Annotated in this window: 36 protein-coding genes; 4 read left to right on the top strand and 32 right to left on the bottom strand. The window is 63.0% G+C overall.

The features are described from left to right. Window positions 1-63 precede the first annotated feature (63 nt). The 4 genes from rplQ to rpsM form a co-directional block, all read right to left on the bottom strand. The gene (gene rplQ / locus AQZ49_RS18500) at window positions 64-489 is read right to left on the bottom strand and encodes a 50S ribosomal protein L17 (RefSeq protein WP_067619302.1); all 426 of its coding nucleotides are present in this window, start codon (window positions 487-489) and stop codon (window positions 64-66) included. A gap of 106 nt (window positions 490-595) precedes the next feature. After that, window positions 596-1,657: a DNA-directed RNA polymerase subunit alpha gene (locus AQZ49_RS18495; protein ID WP_067619299.1), complete on the bottom strand. Its 1,062-nt coding sequence runs from the start codon at window positions 1,655-1,657 to the stop codon at window positions 596-598. Window positions 1,658-1,772: 115 nt separating this feature from the next. Beyond that, the gene (gene rpsK / locus AQZ49_RS18490) at window positions 1,773-2,162 is read right to left on the bottom strand and encodes a 30S ribosomal protein S11 (RefSeq protein WP_008065643.1); all 390 of its coding nucleotides are present in this window, start codon (window positions 2,160-2,162) and stop codon (window positions 1,773-1,775) included. 64 nt (window positions 2,163-2,226) lie between these two features. Continuing rightward, the gene (gene rpsM / locus AQZ49_RS18485; RefSeq protein ID WP_067619293.1) at window positions 2,227-2,595 is read right to left on the bottom strand and encodes a 30S ribosomal protein S13; all 369 of its coding nucleotides are present in this window, start codon (window positions 2,593-2,595) and stop codon (window positions 2,227-2,229) included. 433 nt (window positions 2,596-3,028) lie between these two features. Between rpsM and AQZ49_RS18480 the strand changes: the two genes are divergently transcribed. The 4 genes from AQZ49_RS18480 (at window position 3,029) to AQZ49_RS18465 (ending at window position 6,950) form a co-directional block, all read left to right on the top strand. Continuing rightward, window positions 3,029-4,186: a YXWGXW repeat-containing protein gene (locus AQZ49_RS18480; RefSeq protein ID WP_067619292.1), complete on the top strand. Its 1,158-nt coding sequence runs from the start codon at window positions 3,029-3,031 to the stop codon at window positions 4,184-4,186. Window positions 4,187-4,315: 129 nt separating this feature from the next. Next, a complete protein-coding gene (locus AQZ49_RS18475) occupies window positions 4,316-5,206 on the top strand; it encodes a homocysteine S-methyltransferase family protein (RefSeq protein WP_067619289.1) in 891 nt (296 codons plus the stop codon). Window positions 5,207-5,274: 68 nt separating this feature from the next. Beyond that, a complete protein-coding gene (locus AQZ49_RS18470) occupies window positions 5,275-6,159 on the top strand; it encodes a fatty acid desaturase (RefSeq protein ID WP_067619287.1) in 885 nt (294 codons plus the stop codon). Next, window positions 6,156-6,950 (top strand): phosphate/phosphite/phosphonate ABC transporter substrate-binding protein, encoded by a 795-nt coding sequence (locus AQZ49_RS18465; protein WP_067619285.1) that lies wholly within the window; start codon window positions 6,156-6,158, stop codon window positions 6,948-6,950. The genes AQZ49_RS18470 and AQZ49_RS18465 overlap by 4 nt, the downstream gene beginning before the upstream one ends. On the opposite strand, the gene AQZ49_RS18460 is transcribed toward AQZ49_RS18465, so the two are convergent. The 28 genes from AQZ49_RS18460 to rpsL form a co-directional block, all read right to left on the bottom strand. Further along, complete coding sequence (locus AQZ49_RS18460) at window positions 6,951-8,099, bottom strand: hypothetical protein (RefSeq protein WP_067619283.1); 1,149 nt, start codon at window positions 8,097-8,099, stop codon at window positions 6,951-6,953. A gap of 97 nt (window positions 8,100-8,196) precedes the next feature. Beyond that, complete coding sequence (locus AQZ49_RS18455) at window positions 8,197-8,841, bottom strand: adenylate kinase (RefSeq protein WP_067619277.1); 645 nt, start codon at window positions 8,839-8,841, stop codon at window positions 8,197-8,199. Between the two features lie 40 nt (window positions 8,842-8,881). Further along, window positions 8,882-10,249: a preprotein translocase subunit SecY gene (gene secY / locus AQZ49_RS18450; RefSeq protein ID WP_067619266.1), complete on the bottom strand. Its 1,368-nt coding sequence runs from the start codon at window positions 10,247-10,249 to the stop codon at window positions 8,882-8,884. Window positions 10,250-10,409: 160 nt separating this feature from the next. Beyond that, window positions 10,410-10,925 carry a 50S ribosomal protein L15 gene (gene rplO / locus AQZ49_RS18445; RefSeq protein ID WP_067619263.1) on the bottom strand — a complete coding sequence of 172 codons (516 nt, stop codon included), beginning with the start codon at window positions 10,923-10,925 and terminating at the stop codon, window positions 10,410-10,412. A gap of 165 nt (window positions 10,926-11,090) precedes the next feature. Continuing rightward, window positions 11,091-11,267, bottom strand: coding sequence for a 50S ribosomal protein L30 (gene rpmD, locus AQZ49_RS18440; protein ID WP_067619260.1), 177 nt, complete (start codon window positions 11,265-11,267; stop codon window positions 11,091-11,093). Between the two features lie 6 nt (window positions 11,268-11,273). Further along, window positions 11,274-12,005: a 30S ribosomal protein S5 gene (gene rpsE / locus AQZ49_RS18435; protein ID WP_067619252.1), complete on the bottom strand. Its 732-nt coding sequence runs from the start codon at window positions 12,003-12,005 to the stop codon at window positions 11,274-11,276. Window positions 12,006-12,008: 3 nt separating this feature from the next. Further along, on the bottom strand, window positions 12,009-12,359 hold the full coding sequence (rplR, locus tag AQZ49_RS18430) for a 50S ribosomal protein L18 (RefSeq protein ID WP_067619250.1): 351 nt from the start codon (window positions 12,357-12,359) through the stop codon (window positions 12,009-12,011). After that, entirely contained in the window at window positions 12,359-12,892 is a 534-nt protein-coding gene (rplF, locus tag AQZ49_RS18425) for a 50S ribosomal protein L6 (protein WP_067619248.1), read from the bottom strand. Before rplF ends, rplR begins: the two co-directional genes overlap by 1 nt. Beyond that, the gene (rpsH, locus tag AQZ49_RS18420; protein ID WP_067619244.1) at window positions 12,892-13,287 is read right to left on the bottom strand and encodes a 30S ribosomal protein S8; all 396 of its coding nucleotides are present in this window, start codon (window positions 13,285-13,287) and stop codon (window positions 12,892-12,894) included. The genes rplF and rpsH overlap by 1 nt, the downstream gene beginning before the upstream one ends. A 10-nt stretch (window positions 13,288-13,297) precedes the next feature. After that, complete coding sequence (gene rpsN / locus AQZ49_RS18415; RefSeq protein ID WP_067619241.1) at window positions 13,298-13,603, bottom strand: 30S ribosomal protein S14; 306 nt, start codon at window positions 13,601-13,603, stop codon at window positions 13,298-13,300. A gap of 31 nt (window positions 13,604-13,634) precedes the next feature. Next, the gene (gene rplE / locus AQZ49_RS18410) at window positions 13,635-14,216 is read right to left on the bottom strand and encodes a 50S ribosomal protein L5 (RefSeq protein WP_067619238.1); all 582 of its coding nucleotides are present in this window, start codon (window positions 14,214-14,216) and stop codon (window positions 13,635-13,637) included. After that, window positions 14,209-14,526 (bottom strand): 50S ribosomal protein L24, encoded by a 318-nt coding sequence (gene rplX, locus AQZ49_RS18405; RefSeq protein ID WP_067619235.1) that lies wholly within the window; start codon window positions 14,524-14,526, stop codon window positions 14,209-14,211. The genes rplE and rplX overlap by 8 nt, the downstream gene beginning before the upstream one ends. Continuing rightward, window positions 14,526-14,894 (bottom strand): 50S ribosomal protein L14, encoded by a 369-nt coding sequence (gene rplN / locus AQZ49_RS18400; RefSeq protein WP_067619233.1) that lies wholly within the window; start codon window positions 14,892-14,894, stop codon window positions 14,526-14,528. The genes rplX and rplN overlap by 1 nt, the downstream gene beginning before the upstream one ends. A gap of 156 nt (window positions 14,895-15,050) precedes the next feature. Further along, the gene (rpsQ, locus tag AQZ49_RS18395) at window positions 15,051-15,320 is read right to left on the bottom strand and encodes a 30S ribosomal protein S17 (RefSeq protein ID WP_067619231.1); all 270 of its coding nucleotides are present in this window, start codon (window positions 15,318-15,320) and stop codon (window positions 15,051-15,053) included. An 11-nt stretch (window positions 15,321-15,331) separates the two neighbouring features. Then, window positions 15,332-15,535, bottom strand: coding sequence for a 50S ribosomal protein L29 (rpmC, locus tag AQZ49_RS18390; RefSeq protein ID WP_067619228.1), 204 nt, complete (start codon window positions 15,533-15,535; stop codon window positions 15,332-15,334). Window positions 15,536-15,547: 12 nt separating this feature from the next. Beyond that, window positions 15,548-15,982 (bottom strand): 50S ribosomal protein L16, encoded by a 435-nt coding sequence (gene rplP / locus AQZ49_RS18385; RefSeq protein WP_067619223.1) that lies wholly within the window; start codon window positions 15,980-15,982, stop codon window positions 15,548-15,550. Window positions 15,983-15,999: 17 nt separating this feature from the next. After that, on the bottom strand, window positions 16,000-16,695 hold the full coding sequence (gene rpsC, locus AQZ49_RS18380) for a 30S ribosomal protein S3 (protein ID WP_067619221.1): 696 nt from the start codon (window positions 16,693-16,695) through the stop codon (window positions 16,000-16,002). Between the two features lie 2 nt (window positions 16,696-16,697). Beyond that, window positions 16,698-17,075, bottom strand: coding sequence for a 50S ribosomal protein L22 (gene rplV, locus AQZ49_RS18375; protein ID WP_067619219.1), 378 nt, complete (start codon window positions 17,073-17,075; stop codon window positions 16,698-16,700). Next, a complete protein-coding gene (gene rpsS, locus AQZ49_RS18370) occupies window positions 17,075-17,353 on the bottom strand; it encodes a 30S ribosomal protein S19 (protein WP_067619217.1) in 279 nt (92 codons plus the stop codon). The genes rplV and rpsS overlap by 1 nt, the downstream gene beginning before the upstream one ends. A 6-nt stretch (window positions 17,354-17,359) precedes the next feature. Beyond that, the gene (gene rplB, locus AQZ49_RS18365) at window positions 17,360-18,196 is read right to left on the bottom strand and encodes a 50S ribosomal protein L2 (protein WP_067619216.1); all 837 of its coding nucleotides are present in this window, start codon (window positions 18,194-18,196) and stop codon (window positions 17,360-17,362) included. 13 nt (window positions 18,197-18,209) lie between these two features. Further along, window positions 18,210-18,515, bottom strand: coding sequence for a 50S ribosomal protein L23 (locus AQZ49_RS18360; RefSeq protein WP_067619215.1), 306 nt, complete (start codon window positions 18,513-18,515; stop codon window positions 18,210-18,212). Then, the gene (gene rplD / locus AQZ49_RS18355; protein ID WP_067619213.1) at window positions 18,508-19,131 is read right to left on the bottom strand and encodes a 50S ribosomal protein L4; all 624 of its coding nucleotides are present in this window, start codon (window positions 19,129-19,131) and stop codon (window positions 18,508-18,510) included. The genes AQZ49_RS18360 and rplD overlap by 8 nt, the downstream gene beginning before the upstream one ends. A 3-nt stretch (window positions 19,132-19,134) precedes the next feature. Next, window positions 19,135-19,860 (bottom strand): 50S ribosomal protein L3, encoded by a 726-nt coding sequence (gene rplC, locus AQZ49_RS18350; protein WP_067619211.1) that lies wholly within the window; start codon window positions 19,858-19,860, stop codon window positions 19,135-19,137. A 309-nt stretch (window positions 19,861-20,169) separates the two neighbouring features. Next, a complete protein-coding gene (gene rpsJ / locus AQZ49_RS18345) occupies window positions 20,170-20,481 on the bottom strand; it encodes a 30S ribosomal protein S10 (protein WP_028639306.1) in 312 nt (103 codons plus the stop codon). A 157-nt stretch (window positions 20,482-20,638) separates the two neighbouring features. Beyond that, a complete protein-coding gene (gene tuf, locus AQZ49_RS18340) occupies window positions 20,639-21,829 on the bottom strand; it encodes an elongation factor Tu (RefSeq protein WP_067619206.1) in 1,191 nt (396 codons plus the stop codon). A 173-nt stretch (window positions 21,830-22,002) separates the two neighbouring features. Beyond that, the gene (fusA, locus tag AQZ49_RS18335) at window positions 22,003-24,075 is read right to left on the bottom strand and encodes an elongation factor G (RefSeq protein WP_067619204.1); all 2,073 of its coding nucleotides are present in this window, start codon (window positions 24,073-24,075) and stop codon (window positions 22,003-22,005) included. A gap of 122 nt (window positions 24,076-24,197) precedes the next feature. Next, a complete protein-coding gene (gene rpsG, locus AQZ49_RS18330; protein WP_067619201.1) occupies window positions 24,198-24,668 on the bottom strand; it encodes a 30S ribosomal protein S7 in 471 nt (156 codons plus the stop codon). 107 nt (window positions 24,669-24,775) lie between these two features. Continuing rightward, on the bottom strand, window positions 24,776-25,147 hold the full coding sequence (gene rpsL, locus AQZ49_RS18325) for a 30S ribosomal protein S12 (protein ID WP_028639302.1): 372 nt from the start codon (window positions 25,145-25,147) through the stop codon (window positions 24,776-24,778). Window positions 25,148-25,255 lie beyond the last annotated feature (108 nt).

Genomic DNA, 25,255 nt, shown 5'->3' with positions numbered 1-25,255 from the left:
CAAACGAAAAGGGACGGTGCCCGTCGGCACCGCCCCCCATCAAAACCGGTCTGATCTTGTGGATCAGGCGGCTTCAAACTCGTCTTCATCGGCGGTCTGCACCGGACCCGAATCGAGGCCTTTGGCCGAAGTGTCGCGGTCAACCAGTTCGATCACGGCGATCGGCGCCGCGTCAGAGGCGCGATAGCCCGCCTTGATGATGCGCGTATAGCCACCGTCGCGGTCGGCGTAGCGGCTGGCCAACACTTCAAACAGCTTCTTTTCCTGCGTTTCTTCGAGCAGACGCGCGTGCGCCAGACGACGGTTCGACAGGCCGCCATGCTTTGCCAGCGTGATCAGCTTTTCGACATAGGGACGCAGTTCCTTTGCCTTGGGCAAAGTGGTGGTGATCTGTTCGTGCTTGATCAGCGCCGCCGCCAGGTTGCGCAGCAGCGCAATACGGTGGGCGGACGTACGACCCAGCTTACGCTGGCCAAGTTTATGACGCATGGTTCAGTTCCGTTCGTTGTGGGTCCGTATCAGGTAACCCAGAGCTGGCCGATGTTTTGGACGGGGTGGCCGTGGGGCCCCGCTGGAAAGCAGGTGCTTGTGGGGGTTAGCCCAAAAGCTCCTGCTCAAGCTTCTTGGCCATCTCTTCGATGTTTTCCGGCGGCCAGCCCGGGATATCCATCCCGAGACGCAGCCCCATCGAGGACAGCACTTCCTTGATTTCGTTCAGCGACTTGCGGCCGAAGTTCGGCGTGCGCAGCATTTCGGCTTCGGTCTTCTGAACGAGATCACCGATGTAGATGATGTTGTCGTTCTTGAGGCAATTGGCCGAACGCACCGACAGTTCCAGTTCGTCCACTTTCTTGAGCAGATAGCGGTTGAGCTGGTTGGCATCGCTTTCTTCGGGCGCATGCGCCGAAAGACCGGTCGACGTCGCCACATGGCCGGTCGGCAACTGGTCGTCGAAGTGCACGAACAGCGACAACTGGTCCTGCAGAATGCGCGCGGCGTAGGCCACGGCATCTTCGGGGGTAACCGTACCGTCGGTTTCGACCGTCAGGTTCAGCTTGTCATAGTCGAGTTCCTGACCGATGCGGGCGGCATCGATCTTGTACGAAACCTGACGCACCGGCGAATAGAGCGAATCGATCGGGATCAGGCCGATCGGCGCGTCAATCGGACGGTTCGACACCGCCGGGACATAGCCCTTGCCGGTGTCGGCGGTCAGTTCCATGTTGAACGTCGCGCCTTCGTCGAGATGGCAGATCACGAGGTTCTTGTTGAGCACCTCGATATCGCCGGTCACGGCAATGTCACCGGCGCGCACTTCGCCCGGGCCGGTCGCCGAAAGCTGCAGACGCTTGGGGCCTTCGCCCTGCATCTTGAGCGCGATCTGCTTCACGTTCAGCACGATGTCGGTCACGTCTTCACGCACACCGGCAAGCGATGAAAATTCGTGCAGCACGTTTTCGATGCGGATCGAAGTGACGGCCGCACCTTGCAGAGAAGACAACAACACCCGGCGCAGCGCGTTGCCGAGCGTCAGGCCGAAACCACGTTCAAGCGGTTCGGCGATGAAGGTCGCACGGCGTTGCGGGTCGTTGCCGGGCCTGACCTCGAGGGAGTTGGGCTTCTTCAGTTCCTGCCAGTTCTTGATGTTGACAGTCATGGAATTCCCCTGGGGTTGATCGAGTACGCCGGCGTCAGCACATAAAGCTGCGACCGGTCAGATATTGGGCGAGGCTGGCGCAGTGGTACCGCTGCGCCAGTCGCCTGCCGACAGGTCAGACGCGACGGCGCTTTGACGGCCGCACACCGTTGTGCGGGATCGGCGTCACGTCGCGGATTGCGGTAATCGTGAAGCCGACCGCCTGCAGGGCACGCAGCGCGCTTTCACGACCCGAACCCGGGCCCTTCACTTCGACTTCGAGCGTGCGCACGCCGTGTTCGGCGGCCTTTTTGCCAGCATCGTCGGCAGCGACCTGCGCGGCATAGGGAGTCGACTTGCGGCTGCCCTTGAAGCCCATCATGCCGGCGGACGACCACGAAATGGCATTGCCCTGGGCATCGGTGATGGTGATCATCGTGTTGTTGAAGCTGGCATTGACGTGCGCGACACCACTGGTGATGTTCTTGCGCTCCCGCCGCTTGATACGCTGAGGTTCGCGAGCCATTGTCTTGTGTAATCCTGTCGAAAAACCGTGGGGAAACCGGGGGGCTGTCTAGCCCCGCACCGGCTTACTTCTTCTTGCCGGCGATCGGCTTGGCCTTGCCCTTGCGGGTGCGCGCATTGGTGTGCGTGCGCTGGCCACGGACCGGCAGGCCCTTGCGATGACGCAGGCCGCGATAGCAGGCGAGATCCATCAGGCGCTTGATGTTCATCGCCGTTTCGCGACGCAGGTCGCCTTCGACGGTGTGATCGGCGTCGATCGTTTCACGGATCTGCAGGATTTCCGCGTCGGACAAGTCCTGCACGCGGCGGCTGTGGTCGATCCCCAGCTTGTCGGCAATCTGCCGAGCCTGGAACGCACCAATGCCATGAATGTAGGTCAGCGCAACGATAACGCGCTTGTTGGTGGGGATGTTTACCCCGGCAATACGAGCCACTTGTATCTCCGTTCAGCTCCACAGGAACCGTGATCGCTTGCGCCGCACCTTGCCCGACCGGGCCTTGTCCGACAACGCCCGATCCGGGCCCTATCTCATCGCGAAACACCCGAGACGATGCAGAAAAGACCGCGCTCCAGCCAGTGCCCATTGCGCGCTGACTTGGCCGGATTCCCTTCCACAGGTTTCGAGTGAAAGGCGCGCTTAAGCGGATTCGCTTGGGTCGTCAACTGAAAATCGGCGCGCAAACCGGCGCGCGCACCCCATCCGTGCGCAAACGGATGACGAGAGTCGATGAACGATGCACAAAATACAGGATTCGGCCGCAAAGGTCAAAGCCGCGAATCCACCGCGCCGCCGTTCATCCGCCAGACTGGATTGTTACGCTACACCTATGTCATACCACGTGTTCGAGTGGCAGAGGGGCTTTCACATGCGCAGACATTATCCCGCCTTATTCGCACGGGCCCTGCCCGTACTGGCCGCCGCCGTTCCCGCGCTGCCAATTGGCCTGACGCCTGCGCAGGCGCTGGCCCAGATCTCGATCGGCATCAATTTCGGCGGCCCGGATGCGGGCGTGGGCATCCGCATCGGCTATGCCCCGCCGCCAATGCCGGTCTATGTTCAGCCGCCACTGCCCGCGCCCGACTATATCTGGGTGCCCGGCCACTGGGCGTGGAGCGACTACGTCGACGACTATTACTGGGTGCCGGGCTATTGGGAGCTGCCGCCGCAGCCTGGCCTGTTGTGGACCCCGGCGTGGTGGGGTTGGGAAAATGGCGCGTTCGGCTATCACGAAGGTTATTGGGGCCACGAAGTCGGCTGGTACGGCGGGATCGACTATGGCTATGGCTATCACGGCCATGGCTGGGAAGGCGGATATTGGCAGAATGGTCACATCGCCTACAACGGCGCGATCATCAATGTGACCAATGTCCACATCACCAATGTCTATTACCATCCGCCCTCGGTGCGTGAAAACGGACCGCGCGTCAGCTATAACGGCGGCGCCGGTGGGATCGCGGCGCGGCCCAGTCCCGAAGAAATCCGGGCCACCCAGGCGCCGCACATTGCGCCGACCCCGGCCCAGCGACAGCGCGTACAACAGGCAGCCAGCAACCCGCATGCCGCCGCATCGCAGATGACCACCGGCTGGCATCCGCCAGCGGTACACCGCGTCGATGCCAGCGGCGCGCCGATCCCGCGCGCCGCTGCGCTGGCCAAGGGCGGCGCCACCGCCGGGGCCCCGGCAAACTATCATCCGACCGGGGCACCGGCGAACAATCATCCGGCTGGGGCACCGGTCCATATGGGTGAGCCCGCAGTGGCGCCCGCGCGGGTTGCGCCCCCAGCCGGCGGCACTCGCCAGGCCGTGCCCGCACATGGCCCGAGCGCACCCAACGCCTATCACCCGGCACCGCCGCCCGCTGCGCCAGCGCGCCCGGTTCCGGCACCGCGCGCTGCGCCACAGCCTGCACCGGCGGCCCACCCGGCACCGGCACCGCACGCCGCACCGCCGCCACCCAGGCCTGCCGCGCCAAAGCCTTCGGAACCGCCAAGGGACCATCACGAAAAACCCGATCACTCCTGATCTGCGTCATGGGATTGGGGGGCGGCAGTGCCGATCCCCCCAATCCCTGGATACACCGCAAGGGGGGCTTGACCGATCGCCGCCCGATCCCGAAAACCCCGGCAAATCCATTTGCCGGAGAATGTTCCCGTGACCCAGACTGCCCCCTCGCCCGTGACTGTGCTCGATGGCGGCACCGGTCGCGAACTCAAACGGATCGGGGCTCCGTTCCAGCAACCCGAATGGTCGGCACTCGCGCTGATCGAAGCGCCTGAATACGTCACCCGCGTCCACCAGAGCTATGTCGATGCGGGGGCCGACGTGATCACTACCAACACGTATGCGGTGGTGCCGTTCCACATCGGCGAAGACCGTTTTGCGGACCAGGGGGCAACGCTGGCCGCACTGGCCGGATCCCTGGCGCGCGCGGTGGCCGATGCCGCACCGCGCCGGGTCGCGGTGGCGGGGTCGCTGCCGCCGATCTGCGGATCATACCGCCCCGATCTGGTCGATATCGACCGCGCCCGACCGATCCTGGCGGTGCTGATCGCCGCGCTGGCGCCCCATGTCGATCATTGGCAGGCCGAAACGCTGTCTTCGCTGAGCGAGGCCGAACTGGTCGGCGAATTGATCGCCCCCACCGGCAAACCGCTGTGGCTGTCATTCACGCTCGACGACACCCATCCCGGTGCCGTGGCGCAATTGCGCTCGGGCGAGAGCGTGACCGACGCCGCGGTGCTGGCGCAACGGCTGGGCGCACAGGCCATCCTGTTCAATTGCAGCCAGCCCGAAGTCATGGCCGATGCGGTGCGCGCGGCGCGTGCCGCCTGCCCGCTGCCGATCGGGGTCTATGCCAATGCCTTTCCACCGCAGCCCGAAGAGACGGAGGCCAATGCGGTGCTGCTCGATATCCGCGCCGATCTCGATCCCGCCGGTTATGCCGCGTTCGCGCAAAGCTGGCAGGCAGCGGGTGCGACGATCCTGGGTGGTTGCTGCGGCATCGGGCCGGACCATATCGCGGCCTTGCGCGCCCTGGCATAGCCCGGGCGCGCCACCCTTTTGCAACAAGATGTCTAGACATATATAAGACCATTCGATAGCTTTCGCGTATGGAACCAGGCCGCCCCGACCAGACCGACATACCTGCAATCGAATGGCCAACCGTCGCGCTGACAGTGCTTGTCTATGGTGGGTGGCTGGCGCTGACGGCATGGCACGCCACATTGCCATGGCCGGTGCTGCTGGTCGGCGGGGCATGGGTTGTGGCCTGGCAGGGTTCGCTGCAACACGAAGTCATCCATGACCATCCGACCCGCCATCGCTGGATCAACAATGCGATCGGCTTTATCCCGCTGTCGCTGTGGTTGCCCTATGCGGTCTATGCGCGCGAACACACTGCACACCACACCACGCCGCACCTGACCGATCCGCTGGACGACACCGAAAGCAATTATCTGCCCCGACCCGGCGGATTGCCACACGCACTATCCGTGCTGGAGGCCACGCTGATCGGGCGCATGGTGTTTGGCCCGCCGATCCGCGTCGCACGGTTCTGGTGGTCCGAAATGCGCCGCGCGACCGCCGCACCGTTGACCGTGGCGCGTGAATGGGTGCCGCATCTGATCGGCGTCGCGCTGTTGCTGGCCTGGTTTGATCATGTCGGGCTGTCGCTGGTCACCTATATGCTGTGCTTCGTCTGGCCCGGCACCGGCCTGCTGCTGATCCGCTCGTTCGCTGAACACCGCGCCAGCCCCGACCCGGCAGCGCGTACCGCCGTGGTGGCCGATTTCGGGCCGCTGGCACTGCTGTTTCTCAACAACAACCTCCACCCCTGGCACCACACCCACCCCGGCGTGCCGTGGTATGATCTGCCCGCACTCTACCACGCAGATCCCCAGGCATTTCCCCGCGCACCGCGCTATTCCGGTTATGGCGCAGTGTTTGCCCGGTTCGCGTTTCGTGCGCACGACAGCCTGATCCATCCCGGACGATGATCGCATCGCTGGGCATGTACGACCCGCGCTGGTTGCATCATGCCAATGACCGGTTGTGGCAGGCGATCGCCACGCGTCTGCGCGATCTGGGCATGGAAGATGTGCCATCGCGATTGTCGCGCGATCGACCGCTCGATGCCATCTGGACCGCATCCGACTTGTTGCTCGGCCAGACTTGCGGCTATCCGCTGACCACCCGGCTGGATGGGGCCGTCACATTGGTCGCCACACCGATCTATGATGCGCCAGGGTGCCAGGGTGCCTGGCATCGGTCGGCGCTGATCGTGCGCCGCGACGATCCGGCGCAGGACATGGCCGCGCTGTTCGGGCGGCGCGCCGCGATAAATGCGCGCGATTCCAACACCGGCATGAACCTGCTGCGCGCCGCCGTGGCCCCGCACGCGCGCGCTGGACGCTTTTTCGGTGCAGTGCTTGAAACTGGCGCCCATGCGCGCAGCCTGTGGGCGGTGATCGGGGGCCGGGCCGATCTTGCCGCGATCGATGCGGTGACGCTGGCGTTGCTGCGCGATCGCTATCCCGCGCTCGACCGACGCGTGCGCGTGCTCGACTGGACGGCGGAGACACCCGGCCTGCCGTTGATCACCCGCGCGGGACGTTCACCAGACGCATTGCGCCGGGCGCTCGCCGATGTTCTTGCCGATCCCGCCCTTCGCGAAACCCGCGCCGCGCTGCGGCTGATCGACATCACCGTGGTCGAGCGCAGCGCCTATGACGCGGTGCCCGCACTTGCCGCGCAAGCCCGTGACCAAGGCTACCCCGAACTCGCCTGACTATTGCGGGCTGGCAGCCGGGCGTGCGCCGCCGCCAAAGGCCGCATCAAACGCCGAATCGACCGCGTCTTTCGATGGTTCGTCCGGTTCCGACGCGGGTTTGGCCTTGGGCGCGGGCTTCGCCGCCTTCTTCTTCGCGGTTGCCTTGGCCTTCGGCTCGGGCGCGGGCGCCGGTTCCGCCGGGGCCTCTACCGCAGGCGCGGGCGGGCTATCAGGCGCGGGTGCCGTCGGCTGCGGCTCGGGCGCGGGAGCGGGGGCTGGCGGAGGAACCGGGGCAGCCTGCTTGTGCTGCGCGCGTTTCCTGGCCGGGGTAGTGCCGCCCGACGGCGCACTGTCATCCTGCACCGGCGCAGTCGGCAAAGGCGCCACAACCGGTGCATCGGCAATCGGCGCGGGCGCTTCGGGTGGCGGCCCCGACGGCAGGCTCCACACTTTGCCGCGCGGCAACAGCACGCCATTCCGGTCAAGCCCGCCGGCGGCAGGTTGCCCAGAGGGCGCCGCCGGCCCCGCCACGCCGCCCTGATCGCGCGGCCCTGCCGTGCCACCTTCGCTGCGCGGCTCTGCCACCGGGCCGAACTGGCGCGCGAGACTCAGCAACTGGTTGTACATCACGGTATCGACCGCGGTGGCGATCTTGTCGGGCGGATAGCGCATGTAGCCGCCGACGACGTATTCAAAGATCACGCGCGTGCCGCCATCGACTTGCGTCACCGTGATGGTCAGCGTGCCATTGACGGCCTCGCTCTGCAAAGGCCCCAGCGCCCCCACCATGCGCAAGGCCTTGGCATGATCGACGAACACCACGCGCATATGCTCCACCCCGCCGCGCGTGGGGGCATGCGCGGCGGCACCGGCCTTGGCGTGCCCCTCTTCGTCGGCGGGCAGCTTTTCGCAAAAACAGCCCCCAGCGACCGGATCGAGCGACAAGTTTGCTGCATCGCCCGAAAAGGTGTGATCCGACGACCACCACCCCGAAGGCGTAACCAGGCGTTTCCACACCACCCCCGGGCTGCCCGCCATGACCATCACATTGCGCGAGACAAACCCCTGGTCGGTCTGCGCGATCACATCGGCACGCGCCGGCACCGCGAGGACGATCCCCAGCACACCGCCCAAAGCCCCCGCCCAGATCCCACGCCATGCACCCATGCTCGATCTCCTGCGCCTTGCGCTTCTGCCATAACGAAAAAACCCGGCGAGTCCCACTCGCCGGGCTTGTTTTGTCGTTCGCGAACGTCCGTCCGGCCTATTTGATAACGGCCTCGATTGCAGCAGTCACATCGTCCATCGCGGCCATGCCGTCGATGTGCGAAACGATTCCGCGCGCGTTGTAGATCGGCAGGATCGGCGCAGTCTTGGCGCGATATTCGGCCATGCGCGTGCGCACCGTGGCCTCGTTATCGTCGGGACGGCGCTTGAATTCGTGACTGCCGCATTTGTCGCAAGTGCCAGGCACTTTGGGCAGCTCGAAATGATCGTTATAGCCCTTGCCGCACTGGGCGCAGGTGAACCGACCGGTTATGCGTTCAACCAGCGCGTCTTCATCGACATCAAGCTCGATCACATGGTCAAGCTTGCGTCCGCGCGCGGTCAGGATCACATCGAGCGCTTCGGCCTGCGGCGCGGTGCGCGGATAGCCATCGAAGATGGCGCCTTGCCCCGGCGCCAGTGCATCGAGTTCGTCACCGATCAGTGCGGAAACAATGTCGTCAGACACCAGTTGACCCGCTTCCATCACGGCCTTGGCCTGCAGCCCGACCGGGGTCCCCGCCTTGACCGCAGCGCGGAGCATGTCACCTGTCGACAATTGCTTGAACCCGTAACGATCGACCAGTCGCTGCGCCTGGGTGCCTTTGCCCGCACCCGGCGGCCCCAACAGGATGATATTCACTGCCAGCAGTCCCCCTTTTCCCGTCAACTGCGCTGATTGTTCAGCGCATGCGGCCCTTCAGCTTCGCCTTCTTGATCAGATCGCCATACTGGTGCGCCAGCAGATGCGACTGAATCTGGGTAATCGTATCCACCGTGACATTGACGACGATCAGCAGGCTGGTGCCGCCAAAGAACAGCGTTCCCATCCCCGTTTCGGCCATGATCCATTCGGGCACAACACAGACTATAGTAATATAGGCAGCCCCCAGCACGGTGATGCGGGTCAGCACATAATCCAGATAGACCGCGGTGTTGCGGCCCGGACGGATGCCCGGAATGAACCCGCCGTTGCGCTTGAGATTGTCGGCGGTTTCTTCGGGATTGAACACCACGGCGGTGTAGAAAAAGCTGAAGAAGATGATGCCTGCCGCATAAAACAGCATGTACAGCGGTTTGCCATGGCCAAGATACTGGTTGAGCGTGACGATCACCTGGCCCAGCCTGGTGTCGGGCGAGACAGACTTTCCGGCAAACTGCGTGATGGTCAGCGGCAGCAACAGCAGCGAACTGGCGAAGATCGGCGGGATCACACCGGCGGTGTTGAGCTTCAGCGGCAAGTGGCTGCGATCGGCGGCCATCATGCCGTTTTGCGTGGCGCGACGCGGATACTGGATCAGCAGGCGGCGCTGGGCACGCTCCATGAAACAGATGAACACCACAATGCCCATCAGCAAGGCAATCACGCCGATAATGGCAAAGGCGTTCAGCGATCCGGTGCGGCCCTGTTCGAACAAGTTGCCGAAAAACTTCGGCATCTGCGCGACGATCCCGGCCATGATGATCAGCGACACGCCGTTGCCGATACCGCGGCTGGTGATCTGTTCACCCAGCCACAGCAGGAACATCGTCCCGCCCACCAGGCTGATCACCGCACCGATCTTGAACATCAGGCCGGGGTCAACCACGGCCTGCAGCCCCGATGACGCACCATAGCTTTCCAGCCCGGTCGCCAGGAACCAGCCCTGCAACGCGGTCAGGAACACCGCGCCATAACGGGTGTACTGGTTCAGCTTCTTGCGCCCGCTTTCGCCTTCCTTTTTATAGGCGGCCAGCGCGGGGTGCAGCGAAGCACCCAACTGCACCACGATCGACGACGTGATATAGGGCATCACGCCAAGCGCGATCAGGCTCATGCGTTGCAGCGACCCACCCGAAAAGGTGTTGAAGATGTCGAGCACGCCGCCCTGGGTCTTGCTGTAGAGCGATTCCAGAATCAGCGGGTTGACGCCCGGCAACGGCACAAAGCTCATGAAGCGGAACACGATCAGCGCGCCGATCGTGAACCAGATCCGCTTTTGCAGATCGGTCGCCTTGGAGAAATTGGCCAGATTGAGATTGCTGGCGATGTTGTCGGCGCGTGTTGCCATGACCGGAACCGAGACCTTTCGGACGCATTATAATCGGACCGCAAGGCGGGCGCACGGCTTCCCGCGCGCCCTGCCTCTCGCGGATATCTGAAAGCCCATATAGTACGGGCGCAGGGATGCAACACCCCTGCGCCCTATACAATGTCGGATATAATCAGGCTCAGGCGGTCTTTTTCGACGCGCCCTTTTCAGCAGACACCTTTTCCGCGCGGACCTTGACGATCAGCGTGATCGTGCCGCCCAGCGCTTCCACCGCAGCGGTCGCGCCCTTGGAAGCGCCTGCCACGTTGAAGCTGACCTTGCTGGTCAACGCACCCTTGGCAAGCAGGCGTACGCCGTCTTTGCCGCCACGTGCCAGACCGGCGCCCTTGAGCGCGGCATGGTCGATCACGGCCGAGGCATCGAGCTTGCCCGCGTCGATCGCCTGCTGGACAATGCCCAGGTTCACTTCGGCATAGTCCTTGGCGAAGATGTTGTTGAAGCCACGCTTCGGCAGACGCATGTGGAGCGGCATCTGGCCGCCTTCAAAACCGTTGATCGACACGCCCGAGCGCGCCTTGGCGCCCTTTTGGCCGCGGCCTGCGGTCTTGCCCTTGCCCGAGCCGATGCCGCGTCCGACGCGCATCCGACCCTTGCGGGCACCGTCATTGTCACGAAGTTCGTTGAGTTTGGTCATGATAGAGCACTCGCTTTCGCTTTGAGTCGCGCTTGATGGAGGTGGGCCCTTAGCGGCATCACCCCCATTTGTCACCCCTTTCCTCCCCGTGCCGGGGTGGATTTCGCAAAACGAAAAACCCCGGTGTTGCCACCGGGGTCTTGTCGTTCAGCCGAACCGGGTGGTTCAGTCGATCACCGCCACCAGATGGGGCAGTTTCGCCACAGTGCCGAGAACTTCGGCCGTGGCCTCCAGCTCGACGATGCGGTTCATCTTGTTGAGCCCCAGGCCGATCAGCATCTTGCGCTGGGCTTCGGGACGACGGATCGGCGAACCGATCTGCTTGATCTTGATCTTGGCCATGATCGCTTACTCCACGATGGCTTCGGCGGCGGCTTCTGCCTCCACCGGCGCGGCGCCACCACGGCCAAGCAGGTCGGCGACCTTCTTGCCGCGACGCTGGGCGACCGACTTCGGCGAAGTCTGATCGGTCAGCGCGTCGAACGTGGCGCGGATCATGTTGTAGGGGTTCGAGGTGCCGACCGACTTGGTCACCACGTCATGAACGCCCAGGCTTTCGAACACGGCGCGCATCGGACCACCGGCGATGATGCCGGTCCCGGCCGGAGCCGAGCGAAGGTTGACCTTGCCAGCACCGAAACGGCCCTTGCCGTCATGGTGCAGCGTGCGGCCTTCCTTCAGCGGGATGCGGACCATCTTCTTCTTGGCCGACGCGGTCGCCTTGGTGATCGCTTCGGGCACTTCGCGTGCCTTGCCATGGCCGAAACCGACCCGGCCCTTGCCATCGCCAACCACGACGAGCGCAGCAAAGCCGAAGCGCTTGCCGCCCTTTACGGTCTTCGACACGCGGTTGATGTGCACGAGCTTTTCAATCAGCTCCTCACCACCGTCATCGTCGTTGTTGCCACGGCCGCGACGATCGCGGTCGCCGCCACGGCCACGGCCGCGATCACGATCGCCACCGTTGTTGCCGCCACGATCGTTGCCCCGGCCACGGCCACGGCCCCGACCTTCGCGGGGTTCGGGAGCGGAAGTCGCTTCAACGGCGACTTCGCCTTCCACTTGGGTTTCGTCAGCCATGCCTTAGAACTCCAGCCCGCCTTCGCGGGCAGCGTCGGCCAGCGCTTTGACGCGGCCATGGAACAGGAAACCGCCGCGATCGAACACGACAGCAGTGATGCCGGCAGCCTTGGCTTTCTCGGCAATATCCTTGCCCACCTTGACTGCGGCGTCGATGTTCGCACCGAGCGACTTCTCGCCCTTCACCAGCGTCGAAGCAGCGGCCACGGTGCGGCCGGCGGCGTCGTCGATGATCTGGGCATAGATGTGGCGGCCCGAACGATGAACCGACAGGCGCGGACGCCCACCGGAATTCGCCTTGAGCGCGGTGCGAACGCGGCGGCGGCGGCGCGCGAAGAGAGACAGCTTGGCCATTACTTCTTCTTCCCTTCCTTGCGGAAGATGAACTCGCCCTGGTACTTGATACCCTTGCCCTTATAGGGTTCGGGCTTGCGCCAGCGACGGATCTCGGCCGCAACCTGGCCGACCTTCTGCTTGTCGATCCCGATGATATGGATCGTGGTGTTGTCCGGAGTCTTGATCTCGATGCCCTCTGGCACTGCGAAATCGACATCGTGGCTGTAACCGAGCTGCAGCTTCAGGTTCTTGCCCTGCGCCGTTGCACGATAACCGACACCGGTGATCTGCAGGGTCTTGGTATACCCTTCGGTCACACCGGTCACCAGGTTCGAAACCAGCGTACGCTGCATGCCCCAAAAGGCGCGACCACGCTTGGTATCGTTCGCCGGGGTCACCAGAATGGTGGACCCTTCGACCTGATAGCTGATGTCTTCGACCAGCGTGAGAGTCAGGGTGCCCTTGGGGCCCTTCACGGTCAACACGCCATTGGCGATATCGGCGCTAACCCCAGCAGGGATAGCCACCGGCTTTTTGCCGATGCGGCTCATCAGAACACCTCCGCCAGCACTTCGCCACCGACGTTGGCAGCGCGCGCTTCGGCATCCGAAAGCACGCCGCGCGGCGTCGAGACGATGGTGATGCCAAGGCCGTTGCGGATCACCGGCAATTCCTTCGAACCGGAATAGACGCGGCGGCCCGGCTTTGAAACACGTGCCACGTGCTTGATCGCCGGCTGGCCTTCAAAATACTTCAATTCGATGCGCAGCAACGGATGCTGACCCGTGGTGTCTTCGCTGAAACCACGGATATAGCCTTCGCGCTGAAGCACTTCGAGCACGTGTGCACGCAACTTCGACGCGGGCGAAAGGACGGTGTCCTTCTTTGCGCGCTGGCCGTTGCGGATGCGGGTGAGCATGTCACCCAGGGGGTCGGTCAATGCCATCGCTCTATCCTTACCAGCTCGACTTGGTCACGCCGGGGATCAACCCCTTGTTGGCGAGATCGCGCAGCTCGATGCGGCACAGCCCGAACTTGCGATAATACGCACGCGGGCGGCCAGTGGTCGCACAACGGTTGCGCACCCGGGTCGGGTTGCCGTTGCGCGGGACTTCGGCCAGTTTCAAGCGCGCGATCAGGCGCTCGGTATCGTCGAGCGACTTGTCGTTGGCCTTGGCCTTGAGCGCGGCGATCTTTGCCGCATACTTATCAACGAGCTTCTTGCGCCGCTCGTTCTTGTTGATCGAACTCAGTTTCGCCATGGACTTAAGCTCTTTCTTCCAGAATGGCTAATCAGGCAGCTTTCGCCTGTTCGGCGGCATCCTGCGGGAAGGGGAAACCGAACAGACGCAGCAGCTCGCGCGCTTCGTCGTCGGTCTTTGCGGAAGTGGTGACGATGATGTCGAGGCCACGCACCTTGTCGATCTGATCATAGCTGATTTCCGGGAAAATCAGCTGTTCCTTGAGACCCATCGCATAGTTGCCACGGCCATCGAACGACTTCGGGTTCAACCCACGGAAGTCACGGATGCGGGGCATTGCGACAGTGATCAGACGGTCCAGGAATTCGTACATGCGTTCGCGGCGCAAGGTCACCTTGCAACCGATCGGCATGCCTTCACGCAGCTTGAACTGCGCGATCGACTTCTTCGCCTTGGTAATCACCGGCTTCTGACCGGCAATCAATTCCATCTCGGACGCCGCCGTCTGGACCTTTTTCTTGTCCTGGCTGGCTTCACCGACGCCCATGTTGAGCGTGATCTTTTCGATCCGGGGAATTTCCATCGCGTTCTTGTAGCCAAACTTCGCCGTCATCGCCGCAGCGATTTCAGCGTCGTACTTGGTCTTCAGACGCGGAATGTACGTTTCAGACATCGATCGCCTCCCCGGACTTGACGGCCACGCGGACCTTCTTGCCATCCCTGGTTTCGAAGCGGACGCGGGTGGCCTTGCCATCCTTGTCGGCAAGCCCGACCTTCGAAATGTGCAGCGGCGCCTCAAAGCGGTCGAGACCGCCCTGCGGGTTCGCCTGGCTCGGCTTGCGGTGACGGGTGGCGATGTTCACGCCGCCGACGACCACTTTGTCCTCCTTGGGGAGAACCTGGACGACAGTGCCGGAACGGCCCTTGTCCTTGCCAGAGCGGATGACGACCTGGTCACCCTTCTTGATCTTGGCAGCCGACATCACAGCACCTCCGGCGCAAGGCTGATGATCTTCATGAAGCCCTTGGAGCGCAGTTCACGCACCACGGGTCCGAAGATACGCGTGCCGATCGGCTCTTCGTTCTTGCCAACCAGCACCGCAGCGTTGGTGTCAAAACGAATGACGCTGCCATCGGCGCGGCGCACGTCCTTGCGGGTGCGCACGATCACCGCACGGTGCACGTCACCTTTTTTGACGCGGGCACGCGGCTGCGCTTCCTTGATCGACACCACGATGATGTCGCCGACGCCCGCGAACCGACGCTTCGACCCGCCCAGCACTTTGATGCACTGGACGCGCTTCGCGCCGCTGTTGTCCGCGACCTCGAGATTGGATTGCATCTGGATCATTGATCCGGTTCCTTCTCAGTGGCTTGCCGAAACCAGTCCGGCAGTTCCAAATTTAAAAGCGCTCACTTCTGCCTGGCGGCTCCGGCCCTCTCCCTCACCCGACCACTGTACCCTATGGATAGTCGGGTGGGGGAGAGGGCCGGTGCCACTAGCGCATCAGACGTCCGCTTCGATGGCAGCGACCTTGCCGGCCAGAACGCGGTCGATGACCTTCCACGTCTTCTGCTTCGAATAGGGCGCGGTTTCCTCGATGCGCACCGTTTCGCCCAGCTTGAAGGAATTGTCCTCGTCGTGGGCGTGGTACTTCTTCGAGCGACGGATGATCTTGCCGTACAGCGCATGTTTCACCTTGCGCTCGACTTTGACCACCACGGTCTTTTCATTCTTGTCGGAAACCACCGTCCCGACCAGGATACGCTTGGGCACGTTGGTTCTCCTCAGGCCTTGACCGCGCGCGACCGTTCGGTCTGCAGGGTCTTGATGCGGGCAACCTGACGACGCACTTCCTGAATGCGGGCCGGGCGCTCCAGCTGGCTGGTCGCCGCCTGGAACCGCAGATTGAATTGTTCGCGCTTCAGTTCGGCGAGATCAGCAGAAAGCTGGTCGTCGCTCTTGAGGCGCAGGTCCTCGAACTTGGACATCGTCTTTCCTCCTTACTCGCCGCCAAGATGCGAGGTGTCGCCCAGACGGGCCACGACCTTGGTCTTGATCGGCAACTTCATCGCTGCGCGGCTGAACGCCTCGGCAGCAAGCGGACCGGGGACCCCGTCGAGTTCGAACAGGATCTTGCCGGGCTTCACGCGGGCGGCCCAGTATTCCACCGAACCCTTGCCCTTGCCCTGACGGACTTCGGCAGGCTTCTTGGAAACCGGCAGATCGGGGAACACGCGGATCCACAGACGGCCCTGACGGCGAATGTGGCGGGTGATCGCACGACGCGCCGCTTCGATCTGGCGCGCGGTGACGCGTTCCGGTTCGAGCGCCTTCAGCCCGTACGAGCCGAAGTTGAGGTCGGTGCCGCCTTTGGCGTTGCCGTGCAAACGGCCCTTGAACGCCTTGCGGAACTTGGTCTTTTTGGGTTGCAACATGGTCTAAACCTTCACCCTCAGCGTGACGGACGCACGCCCGAGGTCTGTGCCTCGAGCATGAGGCGATCTTGCGCCAGCGGGTCGTGACCCAGGATCTCGCCCTTGAAGATCCAGGTCTTGATGCCGATCACGCCATAGGCGGTGTGGGCTTCGGCTTCGGCGTAGTCGATGTTGGCGCGCAGCGTGTGCAACGGCACCCGACCTTCGCGATACCATTCGACGCGCGCGATTTCCGCGCCACCCAGACGACCGCCGCAAGTGATCTTGATGCCTTCGGCACCAAGCCGCAGCGCCGACTGCACCGCGCGCTTCATCGCACGGCGGAACGCCACACGACGCACGAGCTGATCGGCAATGCCCTGGGCAACCAGCTTCGCATCGATTTCCGGCTTGCGGATTTCAACGATGTTCAGCTTGACGTCGCTCGCGGTCAGCTTCGACAGCTTGGCGCGCAGCTTTTCAATGTCTGCGCCCTTCTTGCCGATGATCACGCCGGGACGCGCCGCATAGATCGACACGCGGCACACTTTGGCCGGACGCTCGATCACCACCTTCGAAATCGCCGCCTGCGGCAGGCTTTCGACGATGAACTTGCGGATCGTCAGGTCTTCCTTGAGCAGGCGAGCATAGCTGCGCCCTTCGGCGAACCAGCGGCTGTCCCAGGTGCGGTTGATCTGCAGACGCAGACCGATGGGGTTGGTCTTGTGACCCATGATCAGGCCTCCTCGACTTCGCGGACAACGATCCTAAGGCGCGAAAACGGCTTGAGGATCCGGGTCGACTTGCCACGACCACGGGTGTGGAAGCGCTTCATCGTGATCGACTTGCCAACGCTGGCTTCGGCAACGACCAGCGCGTCGACATCCAGGTTGTGGTTGTTTTCCGCGTTGGCGATCGCCGAGGCGAGCACCTTGCGGGCGTCAACCGCCATGCCCTTCTTGGAGAAGGACAGGATGTTGAGCGCGTCTTCGGCGCGCTTGCCGCGGATCAGCGCAGCCACGAGGTTCAGCTTCTGGGCCGAACCACGGATCTGCGTACCGACTGCCAGCGCCTCATTGGCGGCGACGCGGCGGGGGGCTGCAGGCTTGCTCATCAGCGCTTGCCCTTCTTGTCAGCGGCGTGGCCCGGGAACGTGCGCGTGGGCGCAAATTCGCCAAGCTTGTGGCCGACCATGTCTTCGTTAACCGAGACAGGGATGAACTTGTGCCCGTTGTAGACGGTGAACGTCAGACCAACGAACTGCGGCAAAATGGTCGAACGACGCGACCAGGTCTTGATCGGGCCAGCGCGCGAGCCAGTGTCCTGCGCGGCTTCCGCCTTTTTCAGCAGGTGCAGCTCGACGAAGGGGCCCTTCCAGACGGAACGTGCCATGGGGTGTTACCTCTTCTTCTTCGCGTGGCGCGAACGGATGATCATCTTGTCCGTGCGCTTGTTGTGGCGGGTGCGGGCACCCTTGGTCGGCTTGCCCCAGGGGGTAACCGGGTGACGGCCGCCCGAAGTCCGGCCTTCACCACCACCATGCGGGTGGTCGACCGGGTTCTTGGCCACACCACGCGTCAGCGGGCGCTTGCCCAACCAGCGGTTGCGGCCGGCCTTGGCCAGGTTCTGGTTGCCGTTGTCGGGGTTCGACACCGCGCCAACCGTGCCCATGCAATCGCCGCGCAGGTAACGCTGTTCGCCCGAGTTCAGACGAACGATGACGAGACCGCGGTCACGCCCGACGACCTGCACATAAGTGCCTGCCGACCGTGCGATCTGACCGCCCTTGCCCGGCTTCATCTCCACGTTGTGGACGATGGTGCCGACCGGCATTTGCGACAGCAGCATGGCATTGCCAGGCTTCACGTCGGTCTTTTCGCCCGCGACGATGACATCGCCAGCGGCCAGACGCTGCGGCGCCAGGATATAGGCCTGTTCGCCATCGGCGTAGTTGACCAGCGCGATGAACGCGGTGCGGTTGGGGTCATATTCCAGACGCTCAACCGTGGCCGGCACATCCCACTTGCGACGCTTGAAGTCGATGAAGCGGTACTTCTGCTTGTGACCGCCCGCGATACCGCGGCTGGTCACATGGCCTTTGTTGTTGCGGCCGCCGGTCTTGGACTTGCCTTCGGTCAATGCCTTGACCGGCTTGCCCTTCCACAGCGACGCCTTGTCGACGAGAACCAGGCCGCGGCGTGCGGGGCTGGTCGGGTTATAGCTCTTGAGTGCCATGATCCTTGCGCCCTCAGATACCGCTGGTCACGTCGATCGACTGGCCAGCAGCCAGCGTCACAACGGCCTTCTTGACGTCGGAGCGCGTGTAGGGCTTGCCCTTCCAGCGCTTGGTCTTGCCCTTCTGGACCAGGGTGTTCACCGCAGCGACCTTAACACTGTAGATCGCTTCGATGGCCGCCTTGATCTGGGGCTTGGTCGCGGTGCCCGCGACCTTGAACACAACCGCGTTGTGTTCGGACAGCAGCGTTGCCTTTTCGGTGATGTGGGGAGCCACAATCACGTCATAGTGCCGCGTGTCGATTGCTTCCTTAGCCATTGAAGCGCGCCTCCAGCTTTTCGACCGCAGCGCGCGTCAGCACCAGCGTGTCATGCTTCAGGATGTCATAGACATTGGCACCGATCGCCGGCAGCACGTTGATGCCGATCAGGTTGCGGGCTGCGCGGGCAAAGCCCTCGTTCACCGCATCACCATCGACAACCAGCACTTTCTTGCCGAAACCGGCCTGCGCCAGCGTGCCGACGAGAACCTTGGTCTTGGCATCGGCCAGTTCCAGGCTTTCAACGACCACCAGGCCGCCCTTCGCCTTCGACGACAGCGCCATCTTGAGACCAAGCGCGCGGACCTTCTTGTTCAGCGAAATGTTGAATTCGCGAACGCGCGGACCGTGCGCCTTGCCGCCGCCGATGAAGATCGGGGCCTTGCGGTCGCCGTGACGGGCGGTACCACCACCCTTCTGGCGGCCGAACTTTTTGCCGGTGCGGGCAACATCGCTGCGCTCACGCGCCTTGCGGGCGATACCGCGACGGTTTTCCAACTGCCAGGTAACGACACGATGCAGGATATCTGCGCGCGGCTCGAGGCCGAACACGTCATCCGACAGCTCGACGTCGCCAGCGGCAGTCCCGTCCAGATTGAGGACCTGAACCTTCACGACTTAGCCCTCCTGGCCATCGGTCGCAGCAGGTGCGACGTCATTGTTGTTGGAAGCCTGCTTGATGCCGGCGGGATAGGGCGCATCGCCATGGCGATCGACCTTGACCGCATCGCGCACGAGCAGCCAGCCGTTCTTCGAACCGGGCACCGAGCCCTTGACGAAGATCAGGCCGCGTTCGTCGTCGGTACGGACAACTTCGAGGTTCTGCTGGGTGCGCTGACGGTCGCCCATGTGGCCGGCCATCTTCTTGTTCTTGAACACGCGGCCCGGATCCTGGCGGTTGCCGGTCGAACCGTGGGCACGGTGGGAAATCGACACGCCGTGCGTGGCGCGCATACCGCCGAAACCCCAGCGCTTCATGGCGCCCGCAAAGCCTTTGCCCTGCGTGTTGCCCGTGATGTCGACCAGCTGGCCGATCACGAAGTGCGACGCCGCAATGGTCGAGCCGACATCGAGCACCGCATCGTCAGCGACGCGGAATTCGGCGACCTCGGCCTTGAGCGGCACTTCCGCCTTGGCGAAGTGTTCGCGCTGCGGCTTGGCAACGTTCTTTTGCTTGGCAACGCCCGCGCCGAGCTGAACCGCGACATAACCGTCACGATCAGCGGTGCGAACCGAAACCACCTGGCAATCTTCAAGCGAAAGGACGGTAACCGGCACGTGCCGACCATCTTCCTGGAAAAGGCGAGTCATCCCCACCTTCTTCGCGATCACGCCGGTGCGCATGACCCATACTCCTAAACAGAGGCCTGAAGGGGACCATCCCCAGCAGGCGTGTTCAGCCCGTAATGTGAAGCGCGCCCCCGTCCGGGCTGAATGTCCCTGCGCGCAAACGCAAGAACCAACGGGGGACGCTTTCCCGGCCAAGTGCCCTTCCCCTAAAGGAACGGCGGATGCCGGAGGTATCCCTTTGTCAGAGCGACCCTTGGGTCGCTTAATCGGCCCCGCAGAGCCGTAAGGAACTTTGAAAAACCCGAAGGCTTTCCGAAACTTGGGTCACTGCCCCCGGCCTGGCCGGGGAAGCGACCAGCCCGCTCAGGCGAGCTTGATCTCGACGTTCACGCCGGCCGCAAGGTCCAGCTTCATCAGCGCATCGACAGTGGCCGCGTTGGGCTGCACGATGTCCAGCAGGCGCTTGTAGGTACGCACTTCAAACTGTTCGCGCGACTTCTTGTCGACGTGGGGACCACGGTTGACGCAGAACTTTTCGATGCGCGTCGGCAGCGGAATCGGACCACGGATCAAGGCGCCGGTGCGACGGGCGGTGTCCGCGATTTCTCCGGTGGCCTGGTCGAGCACACGATGATCAAATGCCTTGAGGCGAATGCGGATATTCTGGGCGTCCATGTCCGTTTACCGATGCGAAAGAGCGAAAACAAAAACCAGCTTCCCCGCCGCTGCCAACCCCGGCACCATTCGGCGCCTGCGGGGGAAAAGCGGGTAAGCTGATTGCAAAAACTCCGTCCGGCGGGAGAGCGAATCTCCCGCCGGAGCGGCGCCTATATTACTTCGTGATCTTGCTGACAACCCCCGAACCGACGGTGCGGCCACCTTCGCGAATTGCGAAGCGCAGACCTTCATCCATCGCGATCGGCGCGATCAGCTTGATGCTCAGCGTCAGGTTGTCGCCGGGCATGACCATTTCGGTGCCTTCGGGCAGAACCACTTCACCGGTGACGTCGGTGGTGCGGAAGTAGAACTGCGGACGATAGTTGGCAAAGAACGGCGTGTGACGGCCGCCTTCGTCCTTCGACAGCACATAGACCTCGGCCGAGAATTCGGTGTGCGGGGTGCAAGTGCCCGGCTTGGCAAGAACCTGGCCGCGTTCGACTTCTTCACGCTTGATGCCACGGATCAGCGCACCGACGTTGTCGCCGGCTTCACCCTGGTCAAGCAGCTTGCGGAACATTTCGACGCCGGTCACGACGGTCTTCTGGGTGTTCTTGAGGCCGATGATTTCGACTTCTTCACCCACCTTGATGATGCCGGTTTCGATACGGCCGGTCACCACGGTGCCGCGACCCGAAATCGAGAACACGTCTTCGACGGGCATCAGGAACGGCTTGTCGGTCGGGCGCGGCGGCTGCGGGATGTAGCTGTCGACAGCGGCCATCAGCGCGTTGATCGAGCTCTTGCCGATTTCGTCGTTGCGACCTTCGAGAGCGGCCAGCGCCGAACCCATGACGATCGGAATGTCGTCGCCCGGGAAATCGTACGACGACAGCAGTTCGCGCACTTCGAGTTCGACCAGTTCAAGGATTTCCGGGTCATCGACCTGGTCAACCTTGTTCATGTACACGACCAGCGCAGGCACGCCGACCTGACGCGCAAGCAGGATGTGTTCGCGGGTCTGCGGCATCGGACCGTCAGCAGCGTTCACCACCAGGATCGCGCCGTCCATCTGCGCCGCGCCGGTGATCATGTTCTTCACATAGTCGGCGTGGCCGGGGCAGTCGACGTGCGCGTAGTGACGGTTGGCGGTTTCATATTCGACGTGTGCGGTCGAAATGGTGATGCCGCGTTCGCGTTCTTCCGGCGCCTTGTCGATGTTGGCATAATCGGTGAACGTCGCGCCGCCGGTTTCAGCCAGCACCTTGGTGATCGCTGCGGTCAGCGTGGTCTTGCCATGGTCGACGTGACCGATGGTGCCGATGTTGCAGTGCGGCTTGTTCCGCTCAAACTTAGCCTTGGCCATTGTTCAAACCTTCTTTTCAAACTTGGATGATTGCTGTTGGAGGCGGCACCAGCCGGACTCGCGCCAGAAATTCAGGCGCCGCCCCTAGCGTGATCGTTCCGATCAAGCAAGCGTCTCGTTGGCAGGATTGTTTGCGCCGCGTCCGCATGGTGCGAATTTGGCGCAAACCGGCGTCAAGCCAGCTTCTCCTTGAGCTCGGTCGCGACGTTCGCCGGGACTTCGTCATAGTGAGAGAACTGCATCGTATACTGCGCACGGCCTTGCGTGAACGAGCGCAGCGTGTTGACGTAGCCAAACATGTTGGCCAGCGGCACGATCGCTTCGACGACCTGGGCATTGCCCCGGCTGTCGGTGCCCTGGATCTGCCCGCGCCGCGAGTTGAGATCCCCGATCACGTCGCCCATGAAGTCTTCAGGGGTGACGACTTCGACCTTCATGATCGGTTCGAGCAGCTTGATACCCGACTTCTGCGCCGCTTCGCGCATTGCTGCACGACCGGCGATTTCGAACGCCAGCGCCGACGAGTCGACGTCGTGGTAGGCGCCGTCCACCAGGTGAATGTTGAAGTCGATGATCGGGAAGCCGATCAGGCTGCCGGTCGAAGCCGTTTCGCGCATGCCCTTTTCGACCGACGGGATATATTCGCGCGGAATGTTCCCGCCCTTCACCTCGTCAAAGAACTGGATGCCCGAACCGCGTTCGCCGGGAACCAGACGAACCTTGACCCGGCCGAACTGACCCGAACCGCCCGACTGCTTCTTGTGCGTGTAGTCGAGTTCGACTTCACGGCCGAGCGATTCGCGATAGGCCACCTGCGGCGCACCGACGTTGGCTTCGACCTTGAATTCGCGGCGCATGCGATCGACCAGGATTTCGAGGTGAAGTTCACCCATCCCCTTGATGATCGTCTGGCCGGATTCGTGATCGGTCGACACGCGGAACGAAGGATCTTCGGCCGACAGGCGATGCAGCGCGATGCCCATCTTTTCCTGGTCAGCCTTGGTCTTGGGTTCCACCGACAGTTCGATCACCGGATCGGGGAATTCCATCCGTTCGAGGATGATCGGCGACCGTTCTGCGCAGAGCGTATCCCCGGTGGTGGTTTCCTTCAGACCGGCCAACGCGACGATGTCGCCCGCATAGGCCGCATCGATGTCTTCCCGGTTGTTGGAGTGCATCAGCAGCATACGGCCGACCTTCTCCTTCTTGTTCTTCACCGAGTTCAGGTAGGTGCCCTTGACGAGCGTACCCGAATAAACGCGAAGGAAGGTCAGGCTGCCCACGAACGGATCGTTCATGATCTTGAACGCCAGGCCCGAGAACGGCGCATCGTCGGCCGTCGGACGGCTGTCGGGCTGATCGTTGTCGGGATTGATGCCCTGCACGTCGGGAATGTCGAGCGGCGAGGGCATATAGTCGACCACGGCGTCGAGCAGGGGCTGCACACCCTTGTTCTTGAACGCCGAGCCACACACCACAGGCACGAACTTCTGCGCCAGCGCACCCTTGCGGATCAGCGCCTTGAGCGTCGCGACGTCGGGCAGGTTGCCTTCGAGATAGGCTTCCATCGCCTCGTCGTCCTGTTCGACGGCGAGTTCGATCAGGGTCTGGCGATATTCCTCGGCCTCGTCGGCGAGGTCGGCGGGGATTTCGACATAATCGAAATTGGCGCCCAGACTTTCATCATGCCAGATGATGGCGCGGTTGTGGACGAGGTCGACCAGGCCCTTGAAATCGCTTTCGGCGCCGATCGGCAGATAGAGCACTGCGGGCACCGCGCCCAGGCGATCGATGATCGACTGCACGCAGTACTTGAAGTTGGCACCGGTGCGATCGAGCTTGTTGATGAAGCACATGCGCGGCACGCCGTACTTGTCGGCCTGGCGCCACACCGTTTCCGACTGCGGCTCAACACCGGCAACGCCGTCGAAGCACGCCACCGCACCGTCGAGCACGCGCAAGCTGCGTTCAACTTCGATGGTGAAGTCGACGTGGCCGGGGGTGTCGATGATGTTGATGCGATAATCGCCCCAGAAGCAGGTCGTCGCGGCCGACGTGATCGTGATGCCGCGTTCCTGTTCCTGCTCCATCCAGTCCATCGTCGCGGCGCCGTCATGGACTTCGCCGATCTTGTAGGACTTGCCGGTGTAATAGAGAATGCGCTCGGTCGTCGTCGTCTTGCCGGCGTCGATATGCGCCATGATGCCGATATTGCGATAGCGCTCGAGCGGCGTACTGCGGGCCATGGTAGGTTCCTTGCGGTCTTGGGGCGATGGCGGACTTTGGCCGCGTCACGCCCCTTGGTTCAATTCGATGACCGTTGTGTGACGTTATCGCCGGGCGACACAGCCGCCCGGCAATCGCACGCTTACCAGCGGTAGTGGCTGAACGCGCGGTTGGCGTCGGCCATACGGTGGGTATCTTCGCGCTTCTTGACCGCGTTGCCACGGTTGTTGGCAGCGTCGAGCAGTTCGGCCGACAGGCGCGCGGCCATCGTCGTTTCCGAACGGTTGCGCGCGGCGGTGATCAGCCAGCGAATGGCCAGCGCCTGCGCACGTTCGGGACGGACTTCGACCGGAACCTGATAGGTTGCACCACCGACGCGGCGCGAACGCACTTCGATCTGCGGCTTGACGTTGTTGAGCGCGTCATGAAACAGTTGCAGCGGGTCCGCCTTGGCGCGGGTCTGCATGGTATCGAGCGCACCGTAAACGATGCCTTCGGCATTGGACTTCTTGCCGTCGTACATGAGGTTGTTCATGAACTTCGACAGGACCTGATCACCGAACTTCGGATCGGGCAGGATGACCCGCTTTTCCGGACGACGACGACGTGACATGGGGTATTCCTTCTGACTGGGCCGGACCGCGCAACCTGCAAACCAGGTATGGGCCAGGCTGATTCCGCTGGATCATCTGCGGCGCCCGTAGCGGGCGCCGGCAGCGATCACTTCGGACGCTTGGCGCCGTACTTCGAACGGCTCTGCTTGCGATCCTTGACGCCCTGGGTGTCGAGCACCCCGCGCAGGACGTGGTAACGCACACCGGGAAGGTCGCGAACGCGGCCGCCGCGGATCAGCACGACCGAGTGTTCCTGCAGGTTGTGGCCTTCGCCCGGGATGTACGAAATGACTTCGCGGCTGTTGGTCAGACGGATCTTGGCGACCTTGCGCAGCGCCGAGTTCGGCTTCTTCGGGGTCGTCGTGTAGACGCGGGTGCAGACGCCGCGCTTTTGCGGGTTCTGTTCCATTGCAGGGACCTTGCTCTTGGCCTTCTGCGGAACGCGGCCCTTGCGGACCAGCTGGTTGATCGTGGGCATCTTGAAGACTTCACCTTGGTTCTGGCATTGCCACACCGGTGAAGCGCAAGGGTCGCGGCTGAAATCGCAGGCGCCCCTGCCCCACAGGGGCCGGACGCCTGATCCAGT

The sequence above is a fragment of the Novosphingobium sp. FSW06-99 genome, from assembly GCF_001519065.1.
In the GTDB taxonomy this organism is placed as follows: domain Bacteria; phylum Pseudomonadota; class Alphaproteobacteria; order Sphingomonadales; family Sphingomonadaceae; genus Novosphingobium.
This window is presented reverse-complemented; position numbering and strand designations above follow the sequence as displayed.

Excerpts from the sequence above, each read along its gene's own strand:
- AQZ49_RS18495 (WP_067619299.1), bottom strand. The coding sequence starts at position 1,657 with ATGACTGTCAACATCAAGAACTGGCAGGAACTGAAGAAGCCCAACTCC.
- rplR (WP_067619250.1), bottom strand. The coding sequence starts at position 12,359 with ATGGCCAAGCTGTCTCTCTTCGCGCGCCGCCGCCGCCGCGTTCGCACC.
- tuf (WP_067619206.1), bottom strand. The coding sequence starts at position 21,829 with ATGGCCAAGGCTAAGTTTGAGCGGAACAAGCCGCACTGCAACATCGGC.
- rplX (WP_067619235.1), bottom strand. The coding sequence starts at position 14,526 with ATGTCGGCTGCCAAGATCAAGAAGGGTGACCAGGTCGTCATCCGCTCT.
- AQZ49_RS18480 (WP_067619292.1), top strand. The coding sequence starts at position 3,029 with ATGCGCAGACATTATCCCGCCTTATTCGCACGGGCCCTGCCCGTACTG.
- secY (WP_067619266.1), bottom strand. The coding sequence starts at position 10,249 with ATGGCAACACGCGCCGACAACATCGCCAGCAATCTCAATCTGGCCAAT.
- rpmC (WP_067619228.1), bottom strand. The coding sequence starts at position 15,535 with ATGTCCAAGTTCGAGGACCTGCGCCTCAAGAGCGACGACCAGCTTTCT.
- rpsG (WP_067619201.1), bottom strand. The coding sequence starts at position 24,668 with ATGTCACGTCGTCGTCGTCCGGAAAAGCGGGTCATCCTGCCCGATCCG.
- rpsC (WP_067619221.1), bottom strand. The coding sequence starts at position 16,695 with ATGGGTCACAAGACCAACCCCATCGGTCTGCGTCTGCAGATCAACCGC.
- rpsN (WP_067619241.1), bottom strand. The coding sequence starts at position 13,603 with ATGGCGAAACTGAGTTCGATCAACAAGAACGAGCGGCGCAAGAAGCTC.
- AQZ49_RS18470 (WP_067619287.1), top strand. The coding sequence starts at position 5,275 with ATGGAACCAGGCCGCCCCGACCAGACCGACATACCTGCAATCGAATGG.
- rpsS (WP_067619217.1), bottom strand. The coding sequence starts at position 17,353 with ATGGCACGTTCCGTCTGGAAGGGCCCCTTCGTCGAGCTGCACCTGCTG.
- rplO (WP_067619263.1), bottom strand. The coding sequence starts at position 10,925 with ATGACCAAACTCAACGAACTTCGTGACAATGACGGTGCCCGCAAGGGT.
- rplC (WP_067619211.1), bottom strand. The coding sequence starts at position 19,860 with ATGCGCACCGGCGTGATCGCGAAGAAGGTGGGGATGACTCGCCTTTTC.
- rpsK (WP_008065643.1), bottom strand. The coding sequence starts at position 2,162 with ATGGCTCGCGAACCTCAGCGTATCAAGCGGCGGGAGCGCAAGAACATC.
- rpmD (WP_067619260.1), bottom strand. The coding sequence starts at position 11,267 with ATGGCCAAGATCAAGATCAAGCAGATCGGTTCGCCGATCCGTCGTCCC.
- rplF (WP_067619248.1), bottom strand. The coding sequence starts at position 12,892 with ATGAGCCGCATCGGCAAAAAGCCGGTGGCTATCCCTGCTGGGGTTAGC.
- rplN (WP_067619233.1), bottom strand. The coding sequence starts at position 14,894 with ATGATCCAGATGCAATCCAATCTCGAGGTCGCGGACAACAGCGGCGCG.
- rplV (WP_067619219.1), bottom strand. The coding sequence starts at position 17,075 with ATGAGCAAGCCTGCAGCCCCCCGCCGCGTCGCCGCCAATGAGGCGCTG.
- rplE (WP_067619238.1), bottom strand. The coding sequence starts at position 14,216 with ATGTCTGAAACGTACATTCCGCGTCTGAAGACCAAGTACGACGCTGAA.
- rpsH (WP_067619244.1), bottom strand. The coding sequence starts at position 13,287 with ATGGCATTGACCGACCCCCTGGGTGACATGCTCACCCGCATCCGCAAC.
- rpsJ (WP_028639306.1), bottom strand. The coding sequence starts at position 20,481 with ATGGACGCCCAGAATATCCGCATTCGCCTCAAGGCATTTGATCATCGT.
- AQZ49_RS18465 (WP_067619285.1), top strand. The coding sequence starts at position 6,156 with ATGATCGCATCGCTGGGCATGTACGACCCGCGCTGGTTGCATCATGCC.
- AQZ49_RS18460 (WP_067619283.1), bottom strand. The coding sequence starts at position 8,099 with ATGGGTGCATGGCGTGGGATCTGGGCGGGGGCTTTGGGCGGTGTGCTG.
- rplQ (WP_067619302.1), bottom strand. The coding sequence starts at position 489 with ATGCGTCATAAACTTGGCCAGCGTAAGCTGGGTCGTACGTCCGCCCAC.
- rpsL (WP_028639302.1), bottom strand. The coding sequence starts at position 25,147 with ATGCCCACGATCAACCAGCTGGTCCGCAAGGGCCGCGTTCCGCAGAAG.
- AQZ49_RS18360 (WP_067619215.1), bottom strand. The coding sequence starts at position 18,515 with ATGGCTAAGGAAGCAATCGACACGCGGCACTATGACGTGATTGTGGCT.
- rplP (WP_067619223.1), bottom strand. The coding sequence starts at position 15,982 with ATGTTGCAACCCAAAAAGACCAAGTTCCGCAAGGCGTTCAAGGGCCGT.
- rpsE (WP_067619252.1), bottom strand. The coding sequence starts at position 12,005 with ATGGCTGACGAAACCCAAGTGGAAGGCGAAGTCGCCGTTGAAGCGACT.
- fusA (WP_067619204.1), bottom strand. The coding sequence starts at position 24,075 with ATGGCCCGCAGTACGCCGCTCGAGCGCTATCGCAATATCGGCATCATG.
- rplB (WP_067619216.1), bottom strand. The coding sequence starts at position 18,196 with ATGGCACTCAAGAGCTATAACCCGACCAGCCCCGCACGCCGCGGCCTG.